At 42.2% G+C, this 23,985-nt stretch carries 18 protein-coding genes; 9 read left to right on the top strand and 9 right to left on the bottom strand.

The genetic code is table 11. The annotated features are described in order from the left end of the window. Positions 1-11: 11 nt before the first annotated feature. The 4 genes from FD723_RS19880 to FD723_RS19865 all read right to left on the bottom strand — a co-directional run bounded on the left by FD723_RS19880 (position 12) and on the right by FD723_RS19865 (position 4,953). Positions 12-2,234: a TolC family protein gene (locus FD723_RS19880; protein WP_179066881.1), complete on the bottom strand. Its 2,223-nt coding sequence runs from the start codon at positions 2,232-2,234 to the stop codon at positions 12-14. Positions 2,235-2,338: 104 nt separating this feature from the next. Next, positions 2,339-3,901: a circadian clock protein KaiC gene (gene kaiC / locus FD723_RS19875; protein ID WP_179066880.1), complete on the bottom strand. Its 1,563-nt coding sequence runs from the start codon at positions 3,899-3,901 to the stop codon at positions 2,339-2,341. Positions 3,902-3,976: 75 nt separating this feature from the next. Further along, entirely contained in the window at positions 3,977-4,291 is a 315-nt protein-coding gene (gene kaiB / locus FD723_RS19870; RefSeq protein WP_179066879.1) for a circadian clock protein KaiB, read from the bottom strand. A gap of 80 nt (positions 4,292-4,371) precedes the next feature. Then, positions 4,372-4,953, bottom strand: coding sequence for a KaiA family protein (locus tag FD723_RS19865; RefSeq protein WP_179066878.1), 582 nt, complete (start codon positions 4,951-4,953; stop codon positions 4,372-4,374). A 902-nt stretch (positions 4,954-5,855) separates the two neighbouring features. Here FD723_RS19865 and FD723_RS19860 point away from each other — a divergent pair. Next, a complete protein-coding gene (locus tag FD723_RS19860; RefSeq protein WP_179069208.1) occupies positions 5,856-9,077 on the top strand; it encodes an ATP-binding protein in 3,222 nt (1,073 codons plus the stop codon). 94 nt (positions 9,078-9,171) lie between these two features. On the opposite strand, the gene FD723_RS19855 is transcribed toward FD723_RS19860, so the two are convergent. Both FD723_RS19855 and FD723_RS19850 read right to left on the bottom strand, forming a co-directional pair. Beyond that, on the bottom strand, positions 9,172-11,082 hold the full coding sequence (locus FD723_RS19855) for a glycosyltransferase family 39 protein (protein WP_179066877.1): 1,911 nt from the start codon (positions 11,080-11,082) through the stop codon (positions 9,172-9,174). A 276-nt stretch (positions 11,083-11,358) separates the two neighbouring features. After that, the gene (locus FD723_RS19850; protein ID WP_179066876.1) at positions 11,359-11,985 is read right to left on the bottom strand and encodes a hypothetical protein; all 627 of its coding nucleotides are present in this window, start codon (positions 11,983-11,985) and stop codon (positions 11,359-11,361) included. Positions 11,986-12,800: 815 nt separating this feature from the next. Here FD723_RS19850 and FD723_RS19845 point away from each other — a divergent pair. From FD723_RS19845 to FD723_RS19815, 7 genes are all read left to right on the top strand, one after another. Continuing rightward, positions 12,801-13,133, top strand: coding sequence for a DUF565 domain-containing protein (locus FD723_RS19845; protein ID WP_179066875.1), 333 nt, complete (start codon positions 12,801-12,803; stop codon positions 13,131-13,133). 15 nt (positions 13,134-13,148) lie between these two features. Beyond that, positions 13,149-14,189 (top strand): glycerate kinase, encoded by a 1,041-nt coding sequence (locus tag FD723_RS19840; protein WP_179066874.1) that lies wholly within the window; start codon positions 13,149-13,151, stop codon positions 14,187-14,189. A gap of 517 nt (positions 14,190-14,706) precedes the next feature. After that, a complete protein-coding gene (locus FD723_RS19835; RefSeq protein ID WP_179066873.1) occupies positions 14,707-15,207 on the top strand; it encodes a DUF2231 domain-containing protein in 501 nt (166 codons plus the stop codon). Next, positions 15,204-15,821, top strand: coding sequence for a DUF2231 domain-containing protein (locus FD723_RS19830; protein WP_179066872.1), 618 nt, complete (start codon positions 15,204-15,206; stop codon positions 15,819-15,821). Before FD723_RS19835 ends, FD723_RS19830 begins: the two co-directional genes overlap by 4 nt. Before the next feature lie 66 nt (positions 15,822-15,887). Further along, positions 15,888-16,802 carry a cytochrome c oxidase subunit II gene (locus FD723_RS19825; RefSeq protein ID WP_179069207.1) on the top strand — a complete coding sequence of 305 codons (915 nt, stop codon included), beginning with the start codon at positions 15,888-15,890 and terminating at the stop codon, positions 16,800-16,802. 13 nt (positions 16,803-16,815) lie between these two features. Next, on the top strand, positions 16,816-18,477 hold the full coding sequence (ctaD, locus tag FD723_RS19820) for a cytochrome c oxidase subunit I (RefSeq protein WP_179066871.1): 1,662 nt from the start codon (positions 16,816-16,818) through the stop codon (positions 18,475-18,477). A gap of 115 nt (positions 18,478-18,592) precedes the next feature. Continuing rightward, complete coding sequence (locus FD723_RS19815; protein WP_179066870.1) at positions 18,593-19,195, top strand: heme-copper oxidase subunit III; 603 nt, start codon at positions 18,593-18,595, stop codon at positions 19,193-19,195. Between the two features lie 113 nt (positions 19,196-19,308). On the opposite strand, the gene FD723_RS19810 is transcribed toward FD723_RS19815, so the two are convergent. Together FD723_RS19810 and FD723_RS19805 are read right to left on the bottom strand one after the other, a co-directional pair. Beyond that, positions 19,309-19,905: a hypothetical protein gene (locus tag FD723_RS19810; protein ID WP_179066869.1), complete on the bottom strand. Its 597-nt coding sequence runs from the start codon at positions 19,903-19,905 to the stop codon at positions 19,309-19,311. 202 nt (positions 19,906-20,107) lie between these two features. After that, positions 20,108-21,460, bottom strand: coding sequence for an OB-fold nucleic acid binding domain-containing protein (locus tag FD723_RS19805; RefSeq protein WP_179066868.1), 1,353 nt, complete (start codon positions 21,458-21,460; stop codon positions 20,108-20,110). A gap of 437 nt (positions 21,461-21,897) precedes the next feature. Between FD723_RS19805 and gatA the strand changes: the two genes are divergently transcribed. Beyond that, on the top strand, positions 21,898-23,358 hold the full coding sequence (gene gatA / locus FD723_RS19800; protein WP_179066867.1) for an Asp-tRNA(Asn)/Glu-tRNA(Gln) amidotransferase subunit GatA: 1,461 nt from the start codon (positions 21,898-21,900) through the stop codon (positions 23,356-23,358). Between the two features lie 57 nt (positions 23,359-23,415). Here the strand turns inward: gatA and FD723_RS19795 are convergent, their stop codons facing one another. Continuing rightward, the gene (locus FD723_RS19795) at positions 23,416-23,880 is read right to left on the bottom strand and encodes a helix-turn-helix transcriptional regulator (protein ID WP_179066866.1); all 465 of its coding nucleotides are present in this window, start codon (positions 23,878-23,880) and stop codon (positions 23,416-23,418) included. Positions 23,881-23,985 lie beyond the last annotated feature (105 nt).

The raw sequence follows: 23,985 nt of genomic DNA, 5'->3' as shown, positions 1-23,985 counted from the left end.
AGTCAGCAGTTCTAGCGTAATGCTCTGAGGGTAACAGACCGTTGTAACTGAGCTAAAGCGCGATTGTAATCCAAAATTGCTGTGACTCGGTTACCTTCAGCTTGTGTGAGGTCGTTTTCAGAGTTAATAACATCAGTTTGAGTGCCTACACCAGCTTGGAATCGCAAACGCGCTAAACGTAGAGCTTCCCTAGCTTGTTCTAAAGCAGTATTAGCGGTTTGAACATTCTCCAAACTAGATTGCTGGGTAGAATAGGCTTGTTCTACCTGAAAGCGAATTTGGTTGCGCTGTTCAGCAAATTGAGTTTCTGCGATCGCAATATTAACTTTTGACTGAGCGGCTCTTGCTCTTGCGGCTCCCCCGTCATACAAACTTAGGGTTGCCCTAACTCCGAATGAATAACCATCAGTAAAGCTGACATTATCATTGAACTGGTCTAGGATGTCGTAGCTGCCGACCAAACTAATTTGAGGGCCTAGTTCTGCAAGGGCTTGCCGACGCTGTTGTTCGCTGATATTGCGTTGTGCTAACTGCTGTTGCAGTTCTGGACGATTTTGATAAGCCAACACAATACTTTGTTCTAGTGTCGGATTCCAAAGACCAGCTAATTGTACAGGGTCAGCAGCACTGATATTTATCCCTTGGGGCAAACTGATCCGAGTTGCTAATTGACGGCGGGAAATTGTCTGCTGGGATCTAGCATTAGTTAAATTTTGTTGGGCATTTGCTAAATTCACCTGCGATCGCAACACATCAAACCGCGTACCAACCCCAGCCCGCTCTAAAGCTTCTGCATCACGCAAACTCGCCTCAGAGTTTCCTACAGCCGATTGGGCAATCCGTACTTGTTCATCGGCTTGTTGCAGATTGTAGTAGTCAGTGGCAACATTCAGACGGATTGTCTCAGACTGAGTTTCTACAGCCAACTCATTAAAACGCACTTGTTCTTCAGCCGCTTTGACGCTAGCTTGCACTCTCCCAGAAGTGTAGATATTATATGAAAGTTGTGCCTGGCCAGAAAAAGATGTACCGGGTTTATCTTGCTGAGGGGCAAATGGCCCGTTTAATGCGTCCTGAAGCTGACCACTAGCAGACTGACTACGAGTCAGATCGGTGCTAAGTCCCAGAGTGGGCAACAAAGCAGCTTGCGCCTCGCGTAGAGCCGCTTTATTACGTTCTAGCTCCAATAACGACACCTGGAGATCGTGATTGTTACGCCGTGCTAACTCCAAAGCCTGTGCCAAAGTAATCGGCTGATTCCCTTGAAGTTTCACTTCCTCTGGTTTGGTAGGAAATTGCAAAGGATTTGAGTTAGGAATCAGGTTCTCTGGAACTTGCACCGGCCCTGAGGGTGCAGGAGTTATGGTTCTTGGCACAGTGGTAGGTTGCACCGAACCCCCCGATGTCGGAACTATGGTTCCTGGCACAGTGGTAGGTTGCACCGAACCCCCCGATGTCGGAACTACAGTTTCCGGTACAGTGGGAGTTGGCGTCGAATCTGTCGGAATTGGGGTATTACTTTGAGCCACGAGGCCAATAGCATTTTGTTGTAAGCAGGTGCTTGAGGCCAGTAGCAAATTAGTCGAGGAGTCAGTTTTACTTTTTCCTAACTCCTGTGGACACCTCTGCGCTGACAACAGTTTTGCTGTTCCTCCACCTGTGGCTGAAGTTTGTAAAAATGTTTGTAACTGAGTAACAGTATTTATCTTTTGACCCACTGGTTGCTGTGCAGAAGACAGAGACAAAATTTCTTTTTGGACAGAATTGGGTTTTGAAGTATAGTTAGGAACTAGTATCTTCTTTAATTTCTGCCCATTCAGGTCTGAATTACTCTGTTTTTGCTTGCTTTGAGCAAAACGGCTGACATCTGGCTGTTGAGAAGCATTTGAGGTAGGTGTCAGACTTAAAAATCTACCTTCATCTTTCTTCGTTGGCAAAACAGTATTTTCAGCCGTAAATACTGGAATACTGCTATTACTTAAAGGCTTCACACTGAGTTTAGTAAAACCAAAAGTAGGTATTAGGGTTGGAACACTAACATTTGCACTGTTGAGCAGTTGCGTATTCATGCTGTCTACAGCCAAGTGTTGACCATAAGTAGAAGTCAAAACACTAGGAGAAGACGCCAGTTGTACCCCAGTTAATTTCGCAGTACCAGCCCAAGCAGGCTGAGTTGTTAATACCGCTGCCGTTACACCAGGTAAGAAGCTATAAAATAATTGCTGTCCTTTCACCGCATCCCCTCACACGAAAATCAATCTAGCGGCAGAAAACCTTTCTTCACCACAGAATATAGCACGATACTAAACTTAGGAAAGAATATACTACGATACTAAATTTAGGGTTCGGAACTCTGTTTGTCTTCAAAACGTCTAACAATGCGAGAAAGTTCCGCCTTTTCATCGATACTAACGCGAGTAGGAGCACCGCTGATAATCCGTTCGTAGTTTCGGAAAGAATCTTTGATATCGGGCCCGTCAGCAGTAATATTATACTCACGAATTCCCTTATCGTGCCAAGAACCTCTCATTTTAAATACGTTAATTGCCCGCGACATTTCGCCACGAATTTCTACGTACTGTAACATTAGAATTGTATCGGTAATCGTGGAAATATGAGAGTCAGTAATGGAATGCGCTCCCAGAAATTGGTCAGTTGTGTTAGTAAAGAAACCAGTAATTTCTTCTTGTTTAGCATAACCTGTCACCCCAATTACAAACTGCCGAAATGCATTATTGCTCACTCCTCTAGCTAGTGCTGAAAGGGAATCGATAGCGATGCGAGCAGGTTTGAAGATCGCAATTTCTGATTTAATAATTTGTAAGTGGTCTTCTAAACCAGTTGATTCGGGATAGGTACAGATGATTTTGAGTAAACCTTGATGTTCTAATTCTTCAAAATCAATTCCCCAAGAGGAAGCATTACGAGATAGTTGGGCCCGTGATTCTTCATAAGCAAATAATATCGCCTGTTCTCCATTGAGGCAGCCATCTTGAATAAACTTACTGACTAACAAGGTTTTGCCGGTACCTGTGGCTCCTGTTGCCAAAATGATGGAATCTTTAAAGAAACCACCACCACACATTTCATCTAAAGTTTTGACACCAGAAGATACCCTGACATTAGAAGATCGTTGAGTTAAGCGCATTGCTCCCAGTGGGAAGATGTTAACTCCTTCATTAGTAATTGTGAAGGGATATTCGCCTTTCATGTGAGTTGTGCCGCGCAACTTGAGAATTTCAATTGTGCGACGGCGGCGTTCTCCTTCTAAAACGTTGCGAACAATTACTACATTATCAGAAACAAATTCTTCTACTCCGAAAGAGGCAACGGGGCCATATTCTTCACCACGTTCAGTAGTAATTACAGTGGTGACACTCAGCAGTTTGAGACGAGCTACTAGCCGAAAAATCTCGCGTCGCACTACTCCCATCGCTTCATACTGCTGAAATACTGCTGTTATTGAGTCGATGGAAACTCGTTTAGCTTTGTATTTACGAATCGCATATTGCAAGCGTTCAATGAGTGCAGAAAGGTCAAAATTACCAACTATATCTTGACCTTCTGGATCGGGAGAGGCATCAAGAATAAATAATTTGCCTTCTTCAATGAGACGTGGCAAGTTCCAGCCAAAAATATTGGCATTTTTAATAATATCACTAGGCGATTCCTCAAAGGTAACAAATACTCCGGCTTCATCAAAGTAGGTGATACCGTTATAGAGAAACTGAAGAGAGAATAAGGTTTTACCTGTGCCGGAAGTGCCACTAATCAAGGTAGTTCTACCAATTGGTAAACCACCATGACTAATATCGTCAAATCCTTCGATCATCGTCCGAATTTTTTCTAAACCCCCAATTTTCGGTGGTTGCGTTGGTTCTAATTGCTCGTTTTCACTCATTGCTTGATAATAAATTTGTATGAAAACCTGTTTTTTTATGAATAAAGTTTGTACTAATTTTTTATGATTAAAATTTTACTCTTCAATATCTTCTTCACTCAGTTCTTCATAGAGTAAATCTAATCCAATCAATACTCTTTCTCTATCTGAAAGATCCCCGATAATTTTGCGAACAGGTGGAGGCAAAATTTTAGATAATGTTGGCGTTGCTAATATTTTATCTTCTTCTGCCAGTTGTGGGCTTTTTAGTACATCGATTACTTTCAAAGCATAAACACCTTCAAACTCCTGTTCTAAAATATCTTTGAGTGTTTTTAAAGCTCTGACTGAATTAGGAGTGTTCCCTGCTACGTAAAGCTTAAGAACATAGGTTTTTCTGAGTTTCTTCATATACTTATATCGCTAGTCATGAGCATAAAAATACAATATCTCTCGCACATCAAGACAAGTTTAACATTGATGAATTTAATTTATTTAGAAATCGAACTGCGATAGACTTCACACAAGTGAGCTAGGATGTCTATCAAGGTTAGACGATAATCAAGTAGCGTTTCATTGCTCCTGCCTTCTAACTTTAGCTGGTTAGAAAAGTCTTCAATTACCTCCATGTGAATTTCAATTATTTGTGGCACAGGAATATTAGCATAAAATATAGTATTGATAAATTTATCAATTTTATCTTTAAGTGTTTTATCTGTGCTAAAATAATCTATAAGAATCAGGCTATAATCAGATTTAAGCTGTCTTAATAATCCTTGCCTTTCTGCTAGAGTCATCTCCTGGAAATGCTGTTGGCTTTTTTGCATCTGACTGGCAAACACATAGACGTACTTGCCAGTGTATGCCTTACTTGGATCTTGTTGCAGCCAATTTGGGAAATAGTTGATGTTTACAGTGGCAGTCGCAGCAACGGGTAAGTAGGAAAACTGGGCAATAATCGCGTCAAGCAATTTCCACACCCACGCGATCATTTTTTTTGGGTTGGCTAAGTCAGCTAGATTATCTAAACATTTGTTAACATTAGGTTGCAGAATCAATATCAGTAATAACATCTATTCTTAAATATATTTCTTTGATCGCCCTGACCAAGAAACGTGGGCTGATGAGGTTAAGTTTGGCTAACGCTTCTAGGGTAATACTGACTTTACAGTAAACTGGTGATTCCACCCCAAATAATGCTCTGTGTTAGCAGATAGTGCTAGCCAATCAACAACCTAGTGCCGCAAGGCGGAATTCAAAATTCAAAATTCAAAATGAATGCAGCGTAAGCGTTTCATCGATTTTAAATGGGCGGTTTATTTACGCCGTGTTGTACTAGTGCCGCAATTGAGTACTAAGACTTAGTACATGTCACCGTAAAAGAGATTCGGAAATATCGAGGGGTGATGTTGGATTTCACTACGTACCCTTACGGAAAACTTGCTACTACCCAACCTACGAATGATTAAATTCCATACTATTTTGGTGGTGGGCTGTACTAAGTAGGTCTTTGATGATGAGCTATCTGTCAGCATAGGAAGACACAGTAGCTAATTTATTATTTGCATATTTATGTATATAAAGAGATAGATTTTTTGATTTTGCTCCTTGATAAGATACTTAAACGAACTTAAAGGATTGTCGCGTTCTAAATCATTATAATTCCTCAAGGTTCTAAAGCGAATCTTTGGGGCCATAATTGTTTTAGCTGTCGCTATCGATGAGGAGTTTAAATACCAGTAAGACACTGGGGAGGCTAGTTGCTAGAAATGAGAAACGTGGCCTCTTGAAAAAATGCACTCGTCCGCAAGCAAGTGTCCGTGAAGGGAAATCCCATTATTTTTTTAATGGCGTTGAAATAACCAGAGTTGCTTATATGAGTCTTCTTAGAGGATATGACTTCAGGCGAAAAGACCATCAACTGGCAGATGGAAATGCCGGAGGGTTCCACAGGAAGAATGACCCCCAAAGCCCTATGTTAATGCTAGATTACCCGCTTTATGACTTTCAGGCAACCGTACCTAGCTGCCCTCAAACAAGTTCTCTGGCAGTGGTGTTGGAGATTTTTGAGCAAGAGCAGTGCGATCGCTTGGTAGTAGTGAATCAACAGCAATGCCCCATCGGATTGCTGTATGCTGCCCGTTTAATCCCAACATTATTAACACATAGTGACGATAAAAATCTAAATTTACACCAATCGCTCTCCACCTGGAGTCAAGGTCTAATTGAGCCAATACAGACAATATTGGCTTCTGAGCATGTAGAGCAATTGAGCTTGCACTTGGGCGATGCCGCCGAAAAACAACAGAATTTAGATTGGGCGCTGATTGACTCTGATGGTCGATATTTGGGGCTGCTGGATAGTTCGCGCTTGGTGCGATCGCTAGCTAAAGAACGTATGGCTGGCTTACAAAGTTCAGGTGAGCATCACCATGAGTCTGATGCTAGGACAAATGAATCCAAGTCCTTAGGACACCAACCACTGGTTCACTTGCTAGAAAGACTGCCTTGGCCTTTAATGTTGCAAACGGGTAATGGCAAAGTGGTAGCCCGAAATCCCGCTTGGTGGCAGCAATTAGGAACCTTAAAAGATCCAGAAGGAGTTAGGCAACAGGTAGAGGCAATACTTGTGCCTAACCTCTTGGAAACACCAGAATATGTTACTCAACAAGCAATCAAGGTTCATCCCAATGGCAGGGAGAATGAGCATGGTGAAGAGGAACTGATTCAGCCAGAAGCATCAGGTGATACTGGATACAGTCGGTGCTATTTAGATAGTCAAGTGGGTACTTGTACCTGCGTTGTTGAAGTGCAAAATGGTCAAGAGCGAATCTGGCAATTTGCCAAAATTCCCTTAGATAGTCCTGAGTTTAAAGTCATGAGTGCTGACTCTGAGGTTACACTCAGCAATGATTTGTGGTTAGTTTTAGCCACTGATGTCACTGAACAGCAGCAGCTTTGCAAAGAATTGGCGGCAAAAAATGCCGATTTAATTCAACTAAATCGGTTGAAAGACGAGTTTTTAGCTTGTATTAGTCATGAACTCAAAACTCCCCTAACTGCCGTTTTAGGATTATCGCGCTTACTGGTGGATCAGCAGTTGGGAGAACTTAACGAACGTCAAGCCCGTTATGCAGGACTGATTCATCAAAGTGGACGCCACCTGATGAGTGTGGTTAATGATATTTTAGATTTGACCCGAATGGAGACGGGACAAATGGATTTGACGCTGACTCCGGTAAAAATTCGGGCTGTGTGCGATCGCGCCCTATCGGAAGCCAAAGCTATCCACACTCAAACCACCAAAGCGACATCCGCCTCACCACCTCCAAATGCCCGTTCATCCGCTCCCCAATTCTGCCTTTCCATTGAACCAGGCTTAGATCAAATGGTGGCAGATGAATTGCGCTTACGCCAGATGTTAGTACACCTACTTTCCAACGCCTTTAAATTCACCGAAATATCTGGCGAAATCGGGTTGCGGGTAAGTCGTTGGGAAGGATGGATTGCCTTTACAATTTGGGATACAGGCATTGGTATTCCTGAACATCAACAACACTTAATCTTTCAAAAATTCCAACAATTAGAAAATCCCCTCACCCGCCAATTTGAAGGCACTGGTTTAGGGCTAGTATTAACTCGCGCCTTGGCTCGTCTTCACGGAGGAGATGTCAGCTTTTTATCGCGTGAAGGAAAAGGTAGCCAGTTCACACTACTACTGCCCCCTAGTCCTCCAAATACAGGCTTTTCTGAACCAGATATGGGAATCAGAGAAAACGAGGAAACACGACACCAACAGACACGGCAAAACCCCGCAGCTGCTCGTCAGTATGTTAGTACGCCCACACAGCATCATCACGCTAGTTCACAACGGCTGGTCTTGGTAGTCGAGGCAGTAGCCAGATATATTGAAGACTTGACCGAACAACTTAAAGGTTTAGGGTATCGGGTAGTGATTGCGCGATCGGGGACAGAAGCAGTCGAAAAAGCTCGGCGCTTACAACCAATAGCGATATTTTTGAATCCATTGCTACCCCTACTATCAGGTTGGGATGTGCTAACTTTACTCAAATCTGACACCGCAACCCGTCATATATCTGTAATTGTGACAGCGACGGGAGCCGAAAAGGAGCAAGCATTTGCTAATCGAGCCGATGGTTTCTTAAGTTTGCCAGTTGAGCATCAGGTATTAGCACCAGTTCTCGAAAAATTATGTACTGTACAAGCAGTTGGGCAGCAAGGGTTAAACAACAATGCAATTACCCCAACTAAAACCCCACTGCGAATTCTCAGGTTGGTGAATCCCCAGTTGGAATCAGTTAATCCCCACCCTTCACTTCGAGAACATCGGGTAATTGAAGTAGATGACCTAGATCAGGCTGAACTTTTGGCGCGGGTATGGCAGTTTGATGTCATTTTGCTTGATGTCGAAAGTACCACCGCCCAAATTTATCTGCAACAACTAATTGGGCATCCACGTTTAGCGGCTATACCACTGGTTACTTGCGATGTCGCAACCACCTTAATAGCTTCTAAAATACCAGGGCTATCTGTATTTCCTTACTTAACACCATTTGCCAAAGACAACGGCAGTCGTACCGATAAAACAGATGCCTTACTATCAGTACTGCAAATTGCTTCTGGTATTTGCTGCCCTCCTAACATCTTGGTAGTGGATTTGACAATGCTGCGTGATTTTCCCCAGGTAAGACGCAAGCCAGCGAAGGGTTATCGGACTGAAAAAAATTGCTCAATTAGTAGCGAAACTGCGGAACGGGGTTCTGAGTGGTTCCAAGCTTTAATTCAGTATCTACAAACAGCAGGCTTCAAAGCGGCGATGAGTCCATGTTGGGCAGAAGTGTTACAACAGATTCGCCACCAAAGCGTTGACTTACTGTTAATTTGTTTAGGAGAAACCTCTATCCACAAAGATGTACTCAAAGCACTGAAAACATTAGGAGATTCGCCTTTAAAGTTACCACCAATTTTGGTACTAAATCAGCGATTAAATCTCCCAGAAACCAGTTTCCAGCCTGGGGTAGCTTATAAGGAGCAGAAGAAGAATGGTTTGGAATCGATAGAAACTGTTGTTGGTGCGATCGCAACTCAAATCTTACCGCGATCAATATCAATGGAAGACCTATTAAATCAGATCAATCAAGCTTTAGCTGTCAACGGTTACAATGGTAAATGTTAATAGGGATTGGGTACTGGGTACTGGGGAAGAAATTCTTTTAAGATTACTTGGGATATAAATCTACAAACTTATCTTTCCTAATCCCCAATCCCCTTTACGATATATCTATTTTTTCATTTTTCTTTTTCTTAAAAGGAACTCGAACCAAGTTATAAGCACCCTTGGTCGATAAGCTCTTATAATCATCTGGCTGTAAGTCCATTTGTAAAAACTTTTTCTGTTCAGCCAACAGCAATACTGAGGCAGGTTTTAAGCCTTTGGCAGCCTGGTTTTTAATATGCTGTAAAGCCTCTTGGGGAAATCCTAAATAATTTACATGAATGTGGCTGTAAAATACCACACTAGGCTTTTTGAAGCCAAGCATGATCAATTCTTCATCTGGTTGTTTTGCTTCTAGGACGACCGCAGACAATTCCCTTAAGGGTAATTGACGTTCTCGATCGATAAAGAACAAAGCAGGCGTTAAGACAAAAATTAAAAACGCCACAAACCCGATTAAATTAATACTGATAACGTAGTTCCAGCGACGAATCAGTAAAAAACCAGCAACCAAAACAGCACATACCAGCCAAATTACACCCGCGATTACTGGTATACCGGATTGTTGAATTAGTTCGTGGAAGTTGCTGATAGCTGGATCAGTACCTAATATGTGGGTTAGGTTAAACAGCGCTGTTGCCAAAAACGATAAAAACACTACATTCACCCAACCACTCCAGACAAGTGACGCGGGGATGGGGATGCGTGGGGATGAAGAGGAATTATCTAATAATTTCTCCGTGTCATTTTCATTCTCTGTATTTGGGAAAAGGTCACTCCACAACAAGGCTACTAGGATTGCTGCTGCTGGCATTAAAGGCAATACATAACTAGGGAGTTTGGTGACAGCAATGCAGAAAAAGACAAAGATGCTAGCAAACCAGAACCAGGCAAATAGACCAAATTGCTGAAAACGTTCAAGAGATCGCCAATGCGATCGCTGCCAAAACTTTAGTCTGATTATGGAGGCTGGTAAATACACTGAGTATGGTGCAAAACCTAGCAACACTATTACAAAGTAAAAATACCAAGGTGCTGAATGACCATTAACTACTTCTGTAAAGCGTTCCAGGTTATGATAACCAAAGAAGGAGTTAATATAATTCCAGCCATTGCGCCAAATTACTAAAGCATACCAGGGCACTGACAAACCGAGAATTATCAGTATACCTATGAAAAGGTTCATTTCCCGTAGCACCTCTCGTACTTTACCCACGTAAAGCAAAAAAGCACCAACAATTAGCCCTGGCAAGACAATTCCCACTGGCCCTTTAGTCAAAATTGCGCCAGCAATCAGCACATAAAAAGCTAAGTACCACTTATTGGGGAATAGGGCATTGGTGATTAATTCTGCTCCCCTGCTCCCCTGCTCCCCTGCTCCCCTGCTCTCCTTCCCTGCATACCCTAGAAAGAAACATAACAAGGCTGATCCCATACAACCAGTGAGCAGCATATCAGAGACACCTGTTCTCGCCCAAATAATAGTTTCGGGATTGAGTGCCATCAGCGCTGCTGCGATAAAAGATATTAAGTAGCGGCGAGTGGGACGTGAAACTTGCTCTAATTCGTCTTGTTTAGTCAAATACCACTGTATGGTGTAAAAAGCTAAACAGACTAAGCCGAAGGCTGCGATCGCAGAAGGAAGACGTACTGCCCACTCATTCACCCCAATTAGGTGAAATGCGATCGCTTGACACCAATAAATTAAAGCAGGTTTATCGAAACGAGTGTCACCATTGAAAAATGGGGTAATCCAATCACCTGTAACGAACATCTGGCGGGAAGCTTCGGCAAAGAGCGGCTCTGTCTCATCAATCAAGCCAATATTGCCCAAATTCCAGCCAAAAGCCACCCAGCCAATCAGCATCAACCACAAAATCGACACAGTTACACTAAGGGCTGGATTTTTTGCTATTTTGTTGAACCACCGATCAACAGTGCGCTTAACACTCAATTTCATTCTCATTTAGTCAATAGTCAACAATCACTAATCAATAGTCGTTGGTTATCTATCTTTTGTTCTTCAGAGTTTTTAATTCAACAATTTTCCTCTACTCATTACTCAACACTTTACCAACTATAGGGTAGTGGTGTGGCAATAAGTGCTGAGTAATGAGTAATGAGTGCTGAGTAATGAGTGCTAAGTGTGGAATCTCATTTCTTTTATCAGGACTGGGAACGGTTTAAACGCCGCGCTATCGCTAACACAAAAGATGAACTATTATTTTGCCCCCTGCCTCCTTCAAGGACTCAACACAAGTTGCCATTCTTTATTTTGCGAATTCCACTTAGGTAATTGAGTTTCACCGACAACATAAGGGCCCCAGTAACGGCGGGAACCATCTTGTGCAAAAGCAACTAAAATATCTCCTTTCTCCAGCTTTAAATTATTCTGAGGTAGAGATAAAATCAGTCCCTTCTCACTACCTTCCTGGGGAGCAAAATCCCAATGTGCTGGTACATCATAGTTAGTCTGTTTAGTACTGGAGCCTTTCGCTACCGACTGTCGCGCCAGTAGAGCCAGCCGCACTGGCTGATTTGTTTGATTGCTCATTCGCAAAGTCCCTTGATTGTTGACTTTGCTAGCTGATTTATCACGATCTGCCAAGACAGGATAAGTATTCTCTTTGCTGCTATGTTCTATTTGATTGGTTGAGTTAGTTACTGGAGTAGATACACTAGCAGAAATACCTTTTTCAAGTAAAACAGAGTTTGTCTGCTTCTGAAAAGTTTCTGTTGGCAGTTGTGAAGATGTATCTGGGTTTGTGGACTCAAAGGATACGCTAATTCCAAAGCATCCCACCATAGCAAAAAGTAGTCCCAAGCAAGATGCTGTAACACCGACGTTACGATACACTGAAGATTTCATATTGATAGTTATTAGAAATAAATATTTTGTCTAGGCTTGACCAAATAGTAGCCTATTATCCCAAAAGATAATCACACAAGTTAGCCTAATATAGACTTTGTTAAAATTAGGGACACGGATGTATTATAAATATCATTTTGATGAGAAAACATTTGGAGTAAATAATTTCTTTGATGTTTGAAAAACAAGGGTTACAGACACCCATCCCTTAGGATTTTGACCGTAGTATTGAATAAAAAAATAACATTTGATACAGAGCTAGCTAATTCATTTGTATAAAAAATAAAAGTTTCCTGAAACTGCTAGCGGCTCTAACAAGGCGTACTTTGCCAAACCTCAGATAAATCTAAGTGGTATATTTTATCTTCTGTTATGAAAAGCCACCTGATTGAGAGGATGTTTGGAAAGTGCCTATTGATATAGCAAGCGATCGCAGATCCTCTTAAATCTACGCTATTCCTTTCTCCTATTGGGAGACTCCACAGGTAGCTTGCTTACCTATATGGATACAAGTCAGTCAACCTGTGTTATGCAGTAGCTTCCTTAAAAAAGGGGTAATTTGAGTCATTTTACCCTTTATTTCAAGCTTGCTTGTGGGGATCAAACTAAATATTTATACTTCCCAAACATCCTCGAAGAAAATGTACTTCTCTAAAGATGATAGAATGAGCAAATTTGAAGTAACACTGAAAGCCCAGGAAGCCCAGTAGATATCTATAATACTAACAAACAAGCTGATACTAAAACCAATATCCTCCTGAATTTAATATAGATATATTTCAAGATATCTTGACTTTTCCCCAGAAGTCCCCTCAATGCAAAACACTCGTCTCAATAACTTGTTCGATGCCGTTGCTACACGCTTGGGGCAATGGTTTTTAAATCCTTGGCGGCGGCTATCGTTGCTGATAATTAGTTTTTTGTTCGGTTTTTTTCTGGGAAATGCAGTTTCCACGACAGCTGGACAACGAGCAGAATTAGATATTGTGGCAGCTGGTTTTTTAGTACTGTTGACGGAAATTACCAGTAGGATATTTTATAGTCGCAGCTTTTTGTCAAGGCGATCGCTCTTGATAGACTCATTGAATCTCCTCAAAGTTGGTTTCACCTACAGCCTGTTTCTCGAAGCCTTCAAGCTGGGATCGTAGTGAGATGGGGAATTTATGAATTTGTGGCTGGGTGAAATTTTGACAACCGATGCGGTGGCGGAAACCTGGCAGCAGCAAGCTAGAGTTGCAGCGCTAGCAGATCGGTTAAGGGCTAAAGCTTTTGGGATCGCGCCGGAAAATGTCGATGAAGCGATCAAAGAGCGATCGCATTTACTAAAATCTGTCTTGCCAGCTTTTAAGCAATTCTGCCAAACTACCCTCCAAAAGGAACCCCAGGAAATGTTACCAGTTTTGTGGGACTTGTGGCTTCCTTTGGGAATCAAACTAGCATTGCACCGCCAACAATTGGGACGTCCCCTGATTCAGGGAATATTAGGAGGACAAGGCACAGGTAAAACCACAACCTGCAAAATTCTCAGTTTGATTCTCGATCGCTTGGGATACCGGACTGTGAGTTTATCTTTGGATGACTTATATAAAACTTACAGCGATCGCTTGGTTTTAACACAGCAAGATCCCCGCTTAATTTGGCGTGGGCCGCCAGGAACCCACGATGTAGACTTAGGCTTAAAGGTACTAGATCAAATCCGCCAGTCGCAAAGTTCAGTGATGCTTCCCCGCTTTGATAAATCTGCTTATGGAGGCGCTGGCGATCGCACTACTCCAGAAATCGTTACAGGTGTAGATATTGTACTATTTGAAGGTTGGTTTGTGGGTGTACGACCAATCGACCCAAAAGTATTTGATACAGCACCGCCGCCAATTCTCACTGAGAAGGATAGAGTATTCGCCCGTGATATGAATCATCGCCTCCACGATTATTTACCACTGTGGGAGCGATTAGACAGTTTAATTTTGCTTTATCCCACCGATTATCGCTGTTCTTTGGCGTGGCGTAAACAGGCGGAACAGCAGATGATTGCTGGGGGTAAGTCAGGGATGAGCGATGCAGAGATAGAAGAATTTGTCAATTATTTTTGGCGATCGCTTCACCCGGAATTATTCATCAAGCCGTTGCTAAAAGATACCGCAGCAGTTGAACTAGCGATCGAGATTCATGCCGATCATAGTTTTGGTGAAGTGTATGGCAATTAGTATTTTAATTAATGCAAAGATAAATACATTATGAAAATACTTTTTTGTTAGATAACTAACTTTTAAAAGTTTAAAATTTATTGTTTTGACAATTCATAAAAATTTACTTAAGCTAAAAGATAGGTTAAGCAAATCAACAAACGACAGCGATTTGATTTAGCTCCATCAAGAATTGCTGTCGCAGGCTATTGGCATAAGGAAATGAATCAAAACTAAAATTATTCCATGTAGGCAATTCAACCAGATTTGGCTACAAAAAGCTAAGACATGATTAAGCGTATTGCACAGCGCAGATATTGAACAGAATCAGGTCAATTATAGATGGATACTTGTGGTGATGTTAGTGAGTGTCCACCAATCATTGAAGTTTGACTAGCGATTTTAGATTTGGGATTTTGGATTAGGGTCTTCGGGTTTATCTCTCGTCAGGGACGGAATAAATCTAAAATCCAAAATTGGCAATCCAAAATCCAAAATTAATTGACTAAAGTGCGGTAGATATGTCCAGGAGAAGACTATGTTTGAGTATTTTACATCTTTGAACGACCACAATTTACCTTATCCAGATACGGTTCACCCCATCGTTGTCCACTTCGTAATTGCGATGGTTTTATTTTCCTTTGTCTGTGATGTAATTGGCTATTTTACTGGTAAATCCAGTCTTTTTGAGGTGAGTTGGTGGAATATGTTAGTTGCCACGATCGCCATCTTCGTCGCGATTATTTTTGGTCAGTTTGAAGCGGGATTAGCACAGCCTTACAGCCTAGCTAAATCGGTGCTAAATTTGCATACGCTAATTGGTTGGTCGCTTTCAGGAATTATCACAGCGATTACAGCTTGGCGTTATGTAATTCGTGCCCGCAACCCGCAAAAAGTACCGATTTATTATTTGGGCGCCGGACTAGTTTTAACCCTAATAGTTGGCTTACAGGTCTATCTCGGCGATGAACTTGTTTGGATATATGGATTGCATACCGTGCCAGTTGTGGAAGCAGTAAAGGATGGTCTGTTGCGATGAACTCAGAATTAATTAACCAATTAACCGACTCTCTAGGCGCAAACGGATTACCTTACACAATTCCCATTCATCCCAACCTAGTCCATCTGACAATAGGTTTGTTCATCATTGGGATGACCTTTGATATCGTTGGTGTTCTGTTCCCCTTTGAAAAATGGGTCTTCAAATTTTTGGCAATTACTGTGGAACGTGACAACTTATTTGCTGTTGGTTGGTACAACATGTTAGCTGCCAGCATCATCACATTTTTCACAGTAGCAGCAGGCTTTTACGAAATGCTATTGGCAACACCACCAGCTGATATGAAGAGTGCCTGGGGATTGCAGGCAATGGAAACTATGCTTTGGCATGGTGTGGGTGGTGTGTTCTTATTAGCACTGATTGTTGGTATGACCATCTGGAGAGCTTGGCAGCGCTTCGTTTGGGGCAAACAAGAATATAAACAGACAGATAGAGAAGTGCAATGGATCTATCTGTTCGCAGGCATCGCAATCATGTTCATTCTGTACATCCACGGCACACTAGGAGCGCAACTAGCCGCCGAATTTGGCGTACACAATACAGCAGATAATCTGCTGCGATTAGGCCAAGACCTAAACACAACACTCAAGTAAGTATTAGTCATTTGACTAATGACCAATGACCAATGACCAATGACTAATGACTAATGACTAATGACCATGAAAATCCAGAAGATTTTAAATATTTTGACGCTGCTTACAGGCGCGATCGCAGTGACTTCTATGAGTCTCTGGATCGGCAAGCAGTCTTACTCTTGGCTTCCTCCCCAAGCAGCAGCCGAATCCCTACTCATTGATGATTTGATTAGCTTCTTAGTAACCCTCGGTGCCTTCATCTTCTTGGGAGTAACAAGTACTCTGATGTATTCTGTGATCTTCCATCGCGCAGTCAAAGATGACTTCACTGACGGCCCTCCGATTGAAGGTAATGTCACCTTAGAAGTTGTCTGGACAGCAATCCCAATTCTCTTGGTATTTTGGATTGCAAGCTACAGCTACCAAGTTTACGAACAAATGGGAATTCAAGGCCCATCGGAAATAGTTCACCTGCATAATCCGCTGGCAATGGAATCAGCTTATGCCGCACCAGCTAAAGCCTTAGCAGAACCGATTGAAAAAATCGATGTACTAGCTAAACAGTGGGCGTGGGTTTTTCATTACCCAGAAAGAGATATTACCAGTACTGAATTGCATTTACCAAGCGATCGCCGGATACGTTTAGCGCTGAAATCACAAGACGTTCTCCACGGCTTCTATATTCCTGCATTTCGCCTCAAGCAGGATATTATTCCTAACCATGCGATCGACTTTGAATTTACTCCCATCCGTCCCGGCAAATACCGATTGACCGATTCTCAATATAGCGGTACATACTTTGCCACGATGCAAGCGAATGTAGTCGTCGAATCTCCTGAAGATTATCAGCAGTGGCTAGCCCAAGCTGCAACTCAAAAGCCCTCCCCAGCAAAGAATCAAGCGGCTGCTGAGTATGCCCAAACATCCCATCAATCAGTCCAAACTGGTTGGGTTACAGTTCCACCTGCTGCACCTCCTCTAGTCAATTCACCTGGTTGAAAGGAAAGTAACCATGACTAATGTTCCTATTGAAGGCATTCTTCTCCCTGATGAGAAGCATAACCACGAATCTCCGAGTAGCTGGAAAGAATACTTCAGCTTTAGTACCGACCATAAAGTTATTGGTATCCAGTATCTCGTTACCTCATTTTTCTTCTTTCTCGTCGGCGGTATATTTGCGATGGTGATGCGGGGAGAACTGATGACACCCGAATCAGATTTAGTTGATCGCACTGTCTACAACGGTATGTTCACCATGCACGGCACTGTAATGCTGTTCTTGTGGACATTTCCCTCACTGGTTGGTTTTGCCAACTATTTAGTACCCCTGATGATTGGGGCGCGAGATATGGCATTTCCCCGCCTCAACGCCGTCGCCTTTTGGATGGTACCAGTAGTTGGGATTTTGATGATGGGTAGCTTCTTTGTCCCTGGAGGCCCTGCCCAAGCTGGCTGGTGGTCTTACCCGCCAGTCAGTCTCCAGAATCCCACAGGTAACTTGATTAATGGTCAAGTTCTCTGGCTGTTAGCAGTGGCAATATCCGGCGTATCCTCAATTATGGGGGCAGTGAACTTTGTCACCACCATCGTCAAGATGCGGGCCCCAGGAATGGGCTTCTTCAAAATGCCGTTGTTTGTTTGGGCAGTCTTTAGCGCCCAAATCATCCAACTATTTGGACTTCCAGCACTGACAGCTGGTGCGGTGATGCTGCTACTTGACCTTACCGCTGGCACCGCCTTTTTTGACCCCGCCAAAGGTGGAAATCCAGTAATGTTCCAACATTACTTCTGGTTCTACTCCCACCCAGCCGTTTACGTGATTATTTTGCCTGTCTTCGGCATTTTCTCAGAAATCTTCCCAGTTTATTCACGTAAACCCCTATTTGGTTACAAAGTAGTTGCCATTTCATCTATCTTGATTGCCGTAGTTAGCGGCATTGTTTGGGTACACCACATGTACGTCAGCGGTACTCCTGGGTGGATGCGGTTGATTTTCATGCTGACAACAATGTGTGTATCTGTCCCCACAGGAATTAAAGTATTTGCTTGGGTAGCAACTATTTGGGGCGGTAAACTGCGGCTAAATACTGCTATGCTGTTTGCCTTGGGCGGATTAGTCATGTTTGTCTTCGCCGGAATCACAGGCATTATGCTTTCTTCCGTGCCCGTTGATGTCCACGTTAACAATACCTACTTTGTAGTCGGACACTTCCACTACGTCCTCTACGGCACCGTGACGATGGGCTTATTTGCAGCCATCTATCACTGGTTCCCCAAAATGACCGGGCGGATGTACTCCGAAAGCTGGGGTAAAATCCATTTTTGGTTAGCCTTCATCGGCACCAACCTCAACTTTTTGCCCATGCACCCCTTGGGATTGCAAGGAATGTTACGCCGAGTTGCTTCCTACGCCCCAGAGTATCAATTTTGGAACATCATCGCCAGCCTCGGCGGATTCCTCTTAGGAATGTCCACCTTGCCCTTCATCTTCAACATGGTGATTTCTTGGATGCAAGGCGAGAAAGCACCCGCTAACCCTTGGCGAGCAATTGGACTAGAGTGGTTAGTTTCTTCACCCCCCCCAGTAGAAAACTTTGAAGAAACTCCCATCATCATCTCCGAACCCTATGGCTACGGCAAATCAGAACCCTTAACAGCCAACCTGCCAGAATAACGCCAACCATCGGGAAGACGCAAAAACCCTCCGTGTACCTCTGCGCTTCCCTCCGCGCACCTACCCTGCGGGAAGGCAAAGCCTATGCGTTTCAAACTCCCCCTCAAAAACCAAAATGGACAGCTATATCAATTCCCACGAATTGCCCCACACCGCCGCAGAACATACTCACGACGAAGAAGGCAACAAAATGTTTGGCTTCATCGTCTTCCTCCTCTCAGAAAGTGTCATTTTCTTGAGTTTTTTCGCCGGATATGCCATCTACAAAACAACAACCCCTAACTGGCTACCAGCTGGTGTTTCTGGACTAGAAGTAAAAGAACCAGCAATCAACACAGTAATTCTTGTTGCGAGTAGCTTTGTAATTTACTTAGCAGAACGCGCCCTTCAACGCCACGACTTAGTAAAATTTCGCCTGTTTCTCATAGCAACAATGGCGATGGGAACTTACTTTTTAGTTGGACAGGCGATTGAATGGAACGGCCTCGCCTTTGGTTTCACTTCAGGAGTATTTGGTGGAACATTCTATCTGCTTACAGGTTTCCACGGTTTGCACGTGTTCACTGGTATCCTGTTGCAGTTAATAATTTTGATACGTTCTTTCCTACCTGGCAATTACGATACAGGTCACTTTGGTGTCAATGCAACTTCATTATTCTGGCACTTCGTCGATGTTATCTGGATTATTTTGTTTATCCTGATCTATGTTTGGCAGTAAGGATTGATGTAAGGAAAACCCAGATAATTTATCTGGGTTGGTGTATGGGGCATTGCTAATTACTTTTATGCCCCATACACCATTCACTGTAATAACTATACTTAGGTATTAGCTCAACCTTTCAAATTCACTTTTTCCTCAAACTTTGACCCATCTTGATGAGATAAAAATTTATCACTATTGTGATAATTTCTTCGCCATTGTTCTAGCTTGTCTATAGATATTGATTTAGATATGACATTCACACCATTTCCTCGCCAAGCAACTTCTGCATCTGTTGTGAAAACCCCACACTCTAATTGATCTAGCCTCATATTCCAATATTCGCTAAATCGGCCTTTTAAAGTAATAACTTGCTCAAATACCTTGTTTCTATGTTTATTTCTTCTTTTCCTTTCTGTTGCTCCGGTTGCTTCTGTATCAATAAATTTAGTTTCTATTAAAAACAGACTACCCTTAAAAGTTAGGAAGACAAAATCACACTTCCCTAAATCTGTATAATCTGAAATTGGAGACTTTTCAAACAACAGCAATTCAGCGCACGAGGGAAACAATTCTTTAATATTCAGAAATAAATAAGCTTGTAATAGAAGTTCCTTATCGTAAGGAAATAATATCACTCCTTCAAAAAATTTTTGAATGTCCTCGTGAGTTTGGGGTTGAATTCTTTTACAGTATGAAACAAATTTATGTAGCTCATTTACAGTCATCAAGTTCTAACTCCTTCCCCCGGTCGCAGCCTTAAGGGTATTAGCATAAAAAGATACCACTCCCTCAAGGAAATTATCATCCGCATAAGTAACTAAAAAAACGATTCAAATCCTAGCTACTTAAGGCAATTTACTGTTGACAGTTTAATAAAACTAATTCTTAAGATACTTTTCACTATTGGTTGATTTTTCACTGCTAGTGTCAGCTACCAGTCAGGGATTTTATATGAGCAGGAAAACTAGCATTTTGCAAAGCTTGAACGGTAATTCTAGAATCTTGTACACAAAATTGCCAACCCAAGCGAACAAGCTTGCGAGAAGTTTCAGTTTGAATAATTCCAATTACTGGCATTTTTGCCTTTTCTTTATCTACTGAATGCTCTTGCAAAATTGTTTTCAAGCGATGTAAATCTTCCATATTACCTGCTTGTTGTGGATTTAATTCCACCATCACCATTTGTACTGTTTCCACTGGCTCTGCATCTTCAAGAATAAATTGAGTTTGCTCATCACGCCGATCTACTTTTCCCCAAATAATCAATCTAGTATCGACTTGGAGTAGAGAACTAATGCGTTCATAAGTTTTCGGAAAAACTACGGCTTCTGATTGTGTAGTTAGGTCTTCTATTTGCAATATTGCCATCTGATCGCCTTTTTTCGTCACCACTTTTTTGACATTATTTAACATCACAACTGCACAAAGCCTTGTATCTTCTCTTTGTTCTCCCAACTGTGAAAGATTAATTGGAGTCAAAAGTGGTGCTATTTGCCGTAAGGATTTCAGTGGATGATCTGATACATAAAAACCTAGTAATTCTTTCTCCATCTGCAACTTTTTTTGTGGGGGCAAATCTATCACAGGTTTAGATTTGGGAGCAGTTTCAAAGGCATTATTTGCTCTCTTGTTCTGAGCCGAAGAAAATCCATCACCTAATAAATCAAACAGATTCCCTTGACCACTAGCTCTGTCTTTGGCGCGAGATTGTGCCCAATCATACACTAATTCTGAGTCGTTAATTAACTGTTGACGGTTGGATTCAATTTTGTCAAAGGCTCCACAGTAAATCAGCGACTCCAGGGTGCGGCGGTTAACAGCGCGCAAATCGACGCGATCGCAAAAATCAGCGAGTGTTTTAAACTCTCCTGTCTCATTTCTCGCTTCCAAAATACAAGCGATCGCATTTTGTCCCACGTTACGCACTGCCGAAAATCCAAACAAAATCTTGCCTGCCGTCGGTGTAAAATCAACACCAGAACGATTAATATCTGGCGGGTCTATGGAAATCCCCATATTTGTACAGTTCGTAATATATCGCTGCACCTTATCGGTATCACCACTGTTAGCCGTTAACAGTGCCGCCATATATTCCAATGGGTAATTAGCTTTTAAATATGCTGTTTGATAAGTTACATAACCATAGGCAGTCGAATGAGATTTATTGAAACAATTAGAAGCTATTAAGCCATTTTTGATCGCAAAATTATGGTCACGCTCAACCCCAATGTCATAGACATTTTGTTTACCTAAATATTTGCGTGTGGCTATTTTTATCATCCTACCCTACCCTGAAAAAATTTTGCGAAATTAATTAATTGATAAAAATATTGACTTTGTAGTATCTATAGCGGTTATAATACAAAATTATATCACTAGAAAACACTGCTATAGTCTGACGCGAAACTAGTTAGTATATATCAAAATATATCAAAACTTTGATCGGCTCTTCATAGATGGTTATTAGCCATATATTTGCTGTTTTTCAAAACATATTAAACACATTTCAATACATATTAATGCGCTGATTTTAAGATGTGTGGGAACTGGGGACTGGGGACTGGGAACCAGGGAAGAAGCAAGGGAGCAGGGGGAAAATTCCTCTCCTCTGCCCCTCTGCCTCTTTTCAATGCCCAATGCCCCATACCCAATGTCCCATACCCAATTTCGACCAATATGTACTAGAATCAATGACTTGAGTCATAAAGAGAGCAATCATGGCATCCATCCGCGAGTTGCACCAACAACTGATTGAAAAAGAACGTTCTGCCGTCGAAATTACCCAAGAAGCTTTAGATCGCATTCAAGCGTTAGAGCCAAAATTACACAGCTTTTTATGTGTTACCGCAGAACGGGCATTAGAGCAGGCAAATGCTGTGGATGCCAAAATTGCTGCGGGAGAGGAAATTGGCCTGCTAGCAGGGATTCCTATAGGTATTAAAGACAATATGTGTACCAAGGGAGTTCCCACTACCTGCGCCTCCCGGATTTTGGAAAATTTCGTGCCGCCTTATGAATCAACCGCAACGCAAAAACTGGCAGATATTGGGGCGGTAATGGTTGGCAAAACCAACTTAGATGAGTTTGCAATGGGTAGTTCCACAGAAAACTCCGCTTACCAAGTCACAGCTAATCCTTGGGATTTGTCACGAATTCCAGGTGGTTCTTCAGGAGGTTCTGCGGCGGCTGTGTCATCTCAAGAATGCGTAGTTGCTCTTGGTTCTGATACTGGCGGTTCGATTCGCCAACCTGCATCTTTCTGCGGTGTGGTGGGGATGAAACCAACTTATGGTTTGGTTTCTCGTTATGGCTTGGTGGCTTACGCTTCGTCTTTAGATCAAATTGGGCCATTTGCCAAGACAGTAGAAGATGCGGCAATATTATTGAATGCGATCGCAGGTTACGATCCCAAAGACTCCACCAGCCTGAAAGTTGCCATTCCCAACTATGCTGCTAACTTAAAACCAGACTTCAAACCCAGAGGTCAGCTAAGAATTGGTGTTATTAAAGAAACTTTTGGTGAAGGTTTAGACCCTGTAGTAGAACAAGCTGTTACCAAAGCAGTAGATCAACTACAAAGTTTGGGAGCAGAGATTCATATCATTTCCTGTCCCCGTTTTCGCTATGGCTTACCCACTTACTACATCATCGCCCCATCAGAAGCATCAGCAAACCTGGCTCGTTACGATGGCGTTAAATATGGGTATCGCGCTCCTGATGCAGATAATCTGCTATCGATGTACACTCGTACTCGCGCCGCTGGTTTTGGTACAGAAGTCAAACGCCGGATTATGATTGGCACTTATGCTCTTTCCGCTGGCTATTATGACGCTTACTACCTTAAAGCGCAAAAAGTCCGCACCTTGATTAAGCAAGACTTTGAAAAGGCTTTTCAAACGGTTGATGTGTTGGTTTGTCCCACATCTCCCACTACAGCATTCAAAGCAGGGGAAAAAACTACTGATCCCTTAAGTATGTACTTAACTGACTTGATGACTATTCCTGTAAATCTTGCTGGTTTACCTAGTTTAAGTTTGCCATGTGGTTTTGACGATCAAGGGCTACCGATAGGATTACAGCTAATTGGTAATGTACTGCGAGAAGACCAGCTTTTTCAGGTAGCTTATGCTTATGAGCAATCCACTACTTGGCATCTGCGTAAACCACAAATATCTTGAAAATGGGCATTGGGCATTGGTCATTAATTCTTCTCCCCACTCCCTTTACTTTCTTAGTCATTTGTTAGTCTGATTACTGACTATTGACTGTTGATCGTTGTTTTCTGGAGTCGGGGATTCAGCTGTAAGCTGTGGATTAAGTATATGAAGAAGACCAGCTGATGCACCGACCAGTAATAAAATATAGGTCAGAACAAGAGGTATGTATGTATTTCCTTTGTTGTCTGAATTCTTATGAGCATTTTTGGAATCTTCACGGACAACATTGGTTATCAGGCTGTATGATAAAGCATTTCCATCAAGCCCTAAAGCATCTCCATAACGACGGATGAATCCTTGAAGAAAAATCGGCTCAGGTAATTCTTCAAATCTTTCTTCTTCTAAAGCTTGCAAAATACCTGCTCGAATCATTGTTTGAGAGGCGATTTCTTCTATGCGGATGGATTTTTCTTGTCTTGCTTGTCGCAGATGTGTGGTTATTTCCTTTAATTGCTCTAATTGAGCTTCGTTTAAGAGCGTCACAATCTTTTCCTCTATGGCCTAATTCTACTATTCATTGAGAACACTCCAATTTGCATACGTAAATTTACTGGATATTTGATTTTAGGATAAATTTTTTTGAGAATG

The organism is Nostoc sp. C052 (assembly GCF_013393905.1).
Lineage (GTDB): Bacteria > Cyanobacteriota > Cyanobacteriia > Cyanobacteriales > Nostocaceae > Nostoc.
This window is presented reverse-complemented; position numbering and strand designations above follow the sequence as displayed.

Excerpts from the sequence above, each read along its gene's own strand:
- FD723_RS19855 (WP_179066877.1), bottom strand. The coding sequence starts at position 11,082 with ATGAGAATGAAATTGAGTGTTAAGCGCACTGTTGATCGGTGGTTCAAC.
- FD723_RS19860 (WP_179069208.1), top strand. The coding sequence starts at position 5,856 with ATGTTAATGCTAGATTACCCGCTTTATGACTTTCAGGCAACCGTACCT.
- FD723_RS19825 (WP_179069207.1), top strand. The coding sequence starts at position 15,888 with ATGAAAATCCAGAAGATTTTAAATATTTTGACGCTGCTTACAGGCGCG.
- FD723_RS19840 (WP_179066874.1), top strand. The coding sequence starts at position 13,149 with ATGAATTTGTGGCTGGGTGAAATTTTGACAACCGATGCGGTGGCGGAA.
- kaiC (WP_179066880.1), bottom strand. The coding sequence starts at position 3,901 with ATGAGTGAAAACGAGCAATTAGAACCAACGCAACCACCGAAAATTGGG.
- FD723_RS19865 (WP_179066878.1), bottom strand. The coding sequence starts at position 4,953 with ATGTTATTACTGATATTGATTCTGCAACCTAATGTTAACAAATGTTTA.
- FD723_RS19805 (WP_179066868.1), bottom strand. The coding sequence starts at position 21,460 with ATGATAAAAATAGCCACACGCAAATATTTAGGTAAACAAAATGTCTAT.
- FD723_RS19845 (WP_179066875.1), top strand. The coding sequence starts at position 12,801 with ATGCAAAACACTCGTCTCAATAACTTGTTCGATGCCGTTGCTACACGC.
- FD723_RS19835 (WP_179066873.1), top strand. The coding sequence starts at position 14,707 with ATGTTTGAGTATTTTACATCTTTGAACGACCACAATTTACCTTATCCA.
- kaiB (WP_179066879.1), bottom strand. The coding sequence starts at position 4,291 with ATGAAGAAACTCAGAAAAACCTATGTTCTTAAGCTTTACGTAGCAGGG.
- FD723_RS19815 (WP_179066870.1), top strand. The coding sequence starts at position 18,593 with ATGGACAGCTATATCAATTCCCACGAATTGCCCCACACCGCCGCAGAA.
- FD723_RS19810 (WP_179066869.1), bottom strand. The coding sequence starts at position 19,905 with ATGACTGTAAATGAGCTACATAAATTTGTTTCATACTGTAAAAGAATT.
- FD723_RS19850 (WP_179066876.1), bottom strand. The coding sequence starts at position 11,985 with ATGAAATCTTCAGTGTATCGTAACGTCGGTGTTACAGCATCTTGCTTG.
- gatA (WP_179066867.1), top strand. The coding sequence starts at position 21,898 with ATGGCATCCATCCGCGAGTTGCACCAACAACTGATTGAAAAAGAACGT.
- FD723_RS19830 (WP_179066872.1), top strand. The coding sequence starts at position 15,204 with ATGAACTCAGAATTAATTAACCAATTAACCGACTCTCTAGGCGCAAAC.
- ctaD (WP_179066871.1), top strand. The coding sequence starts at position 16,816 with ATGACTAATGTTCCTATTGAAGGCATTCTTCTCCCTGATGAGAAGCAT.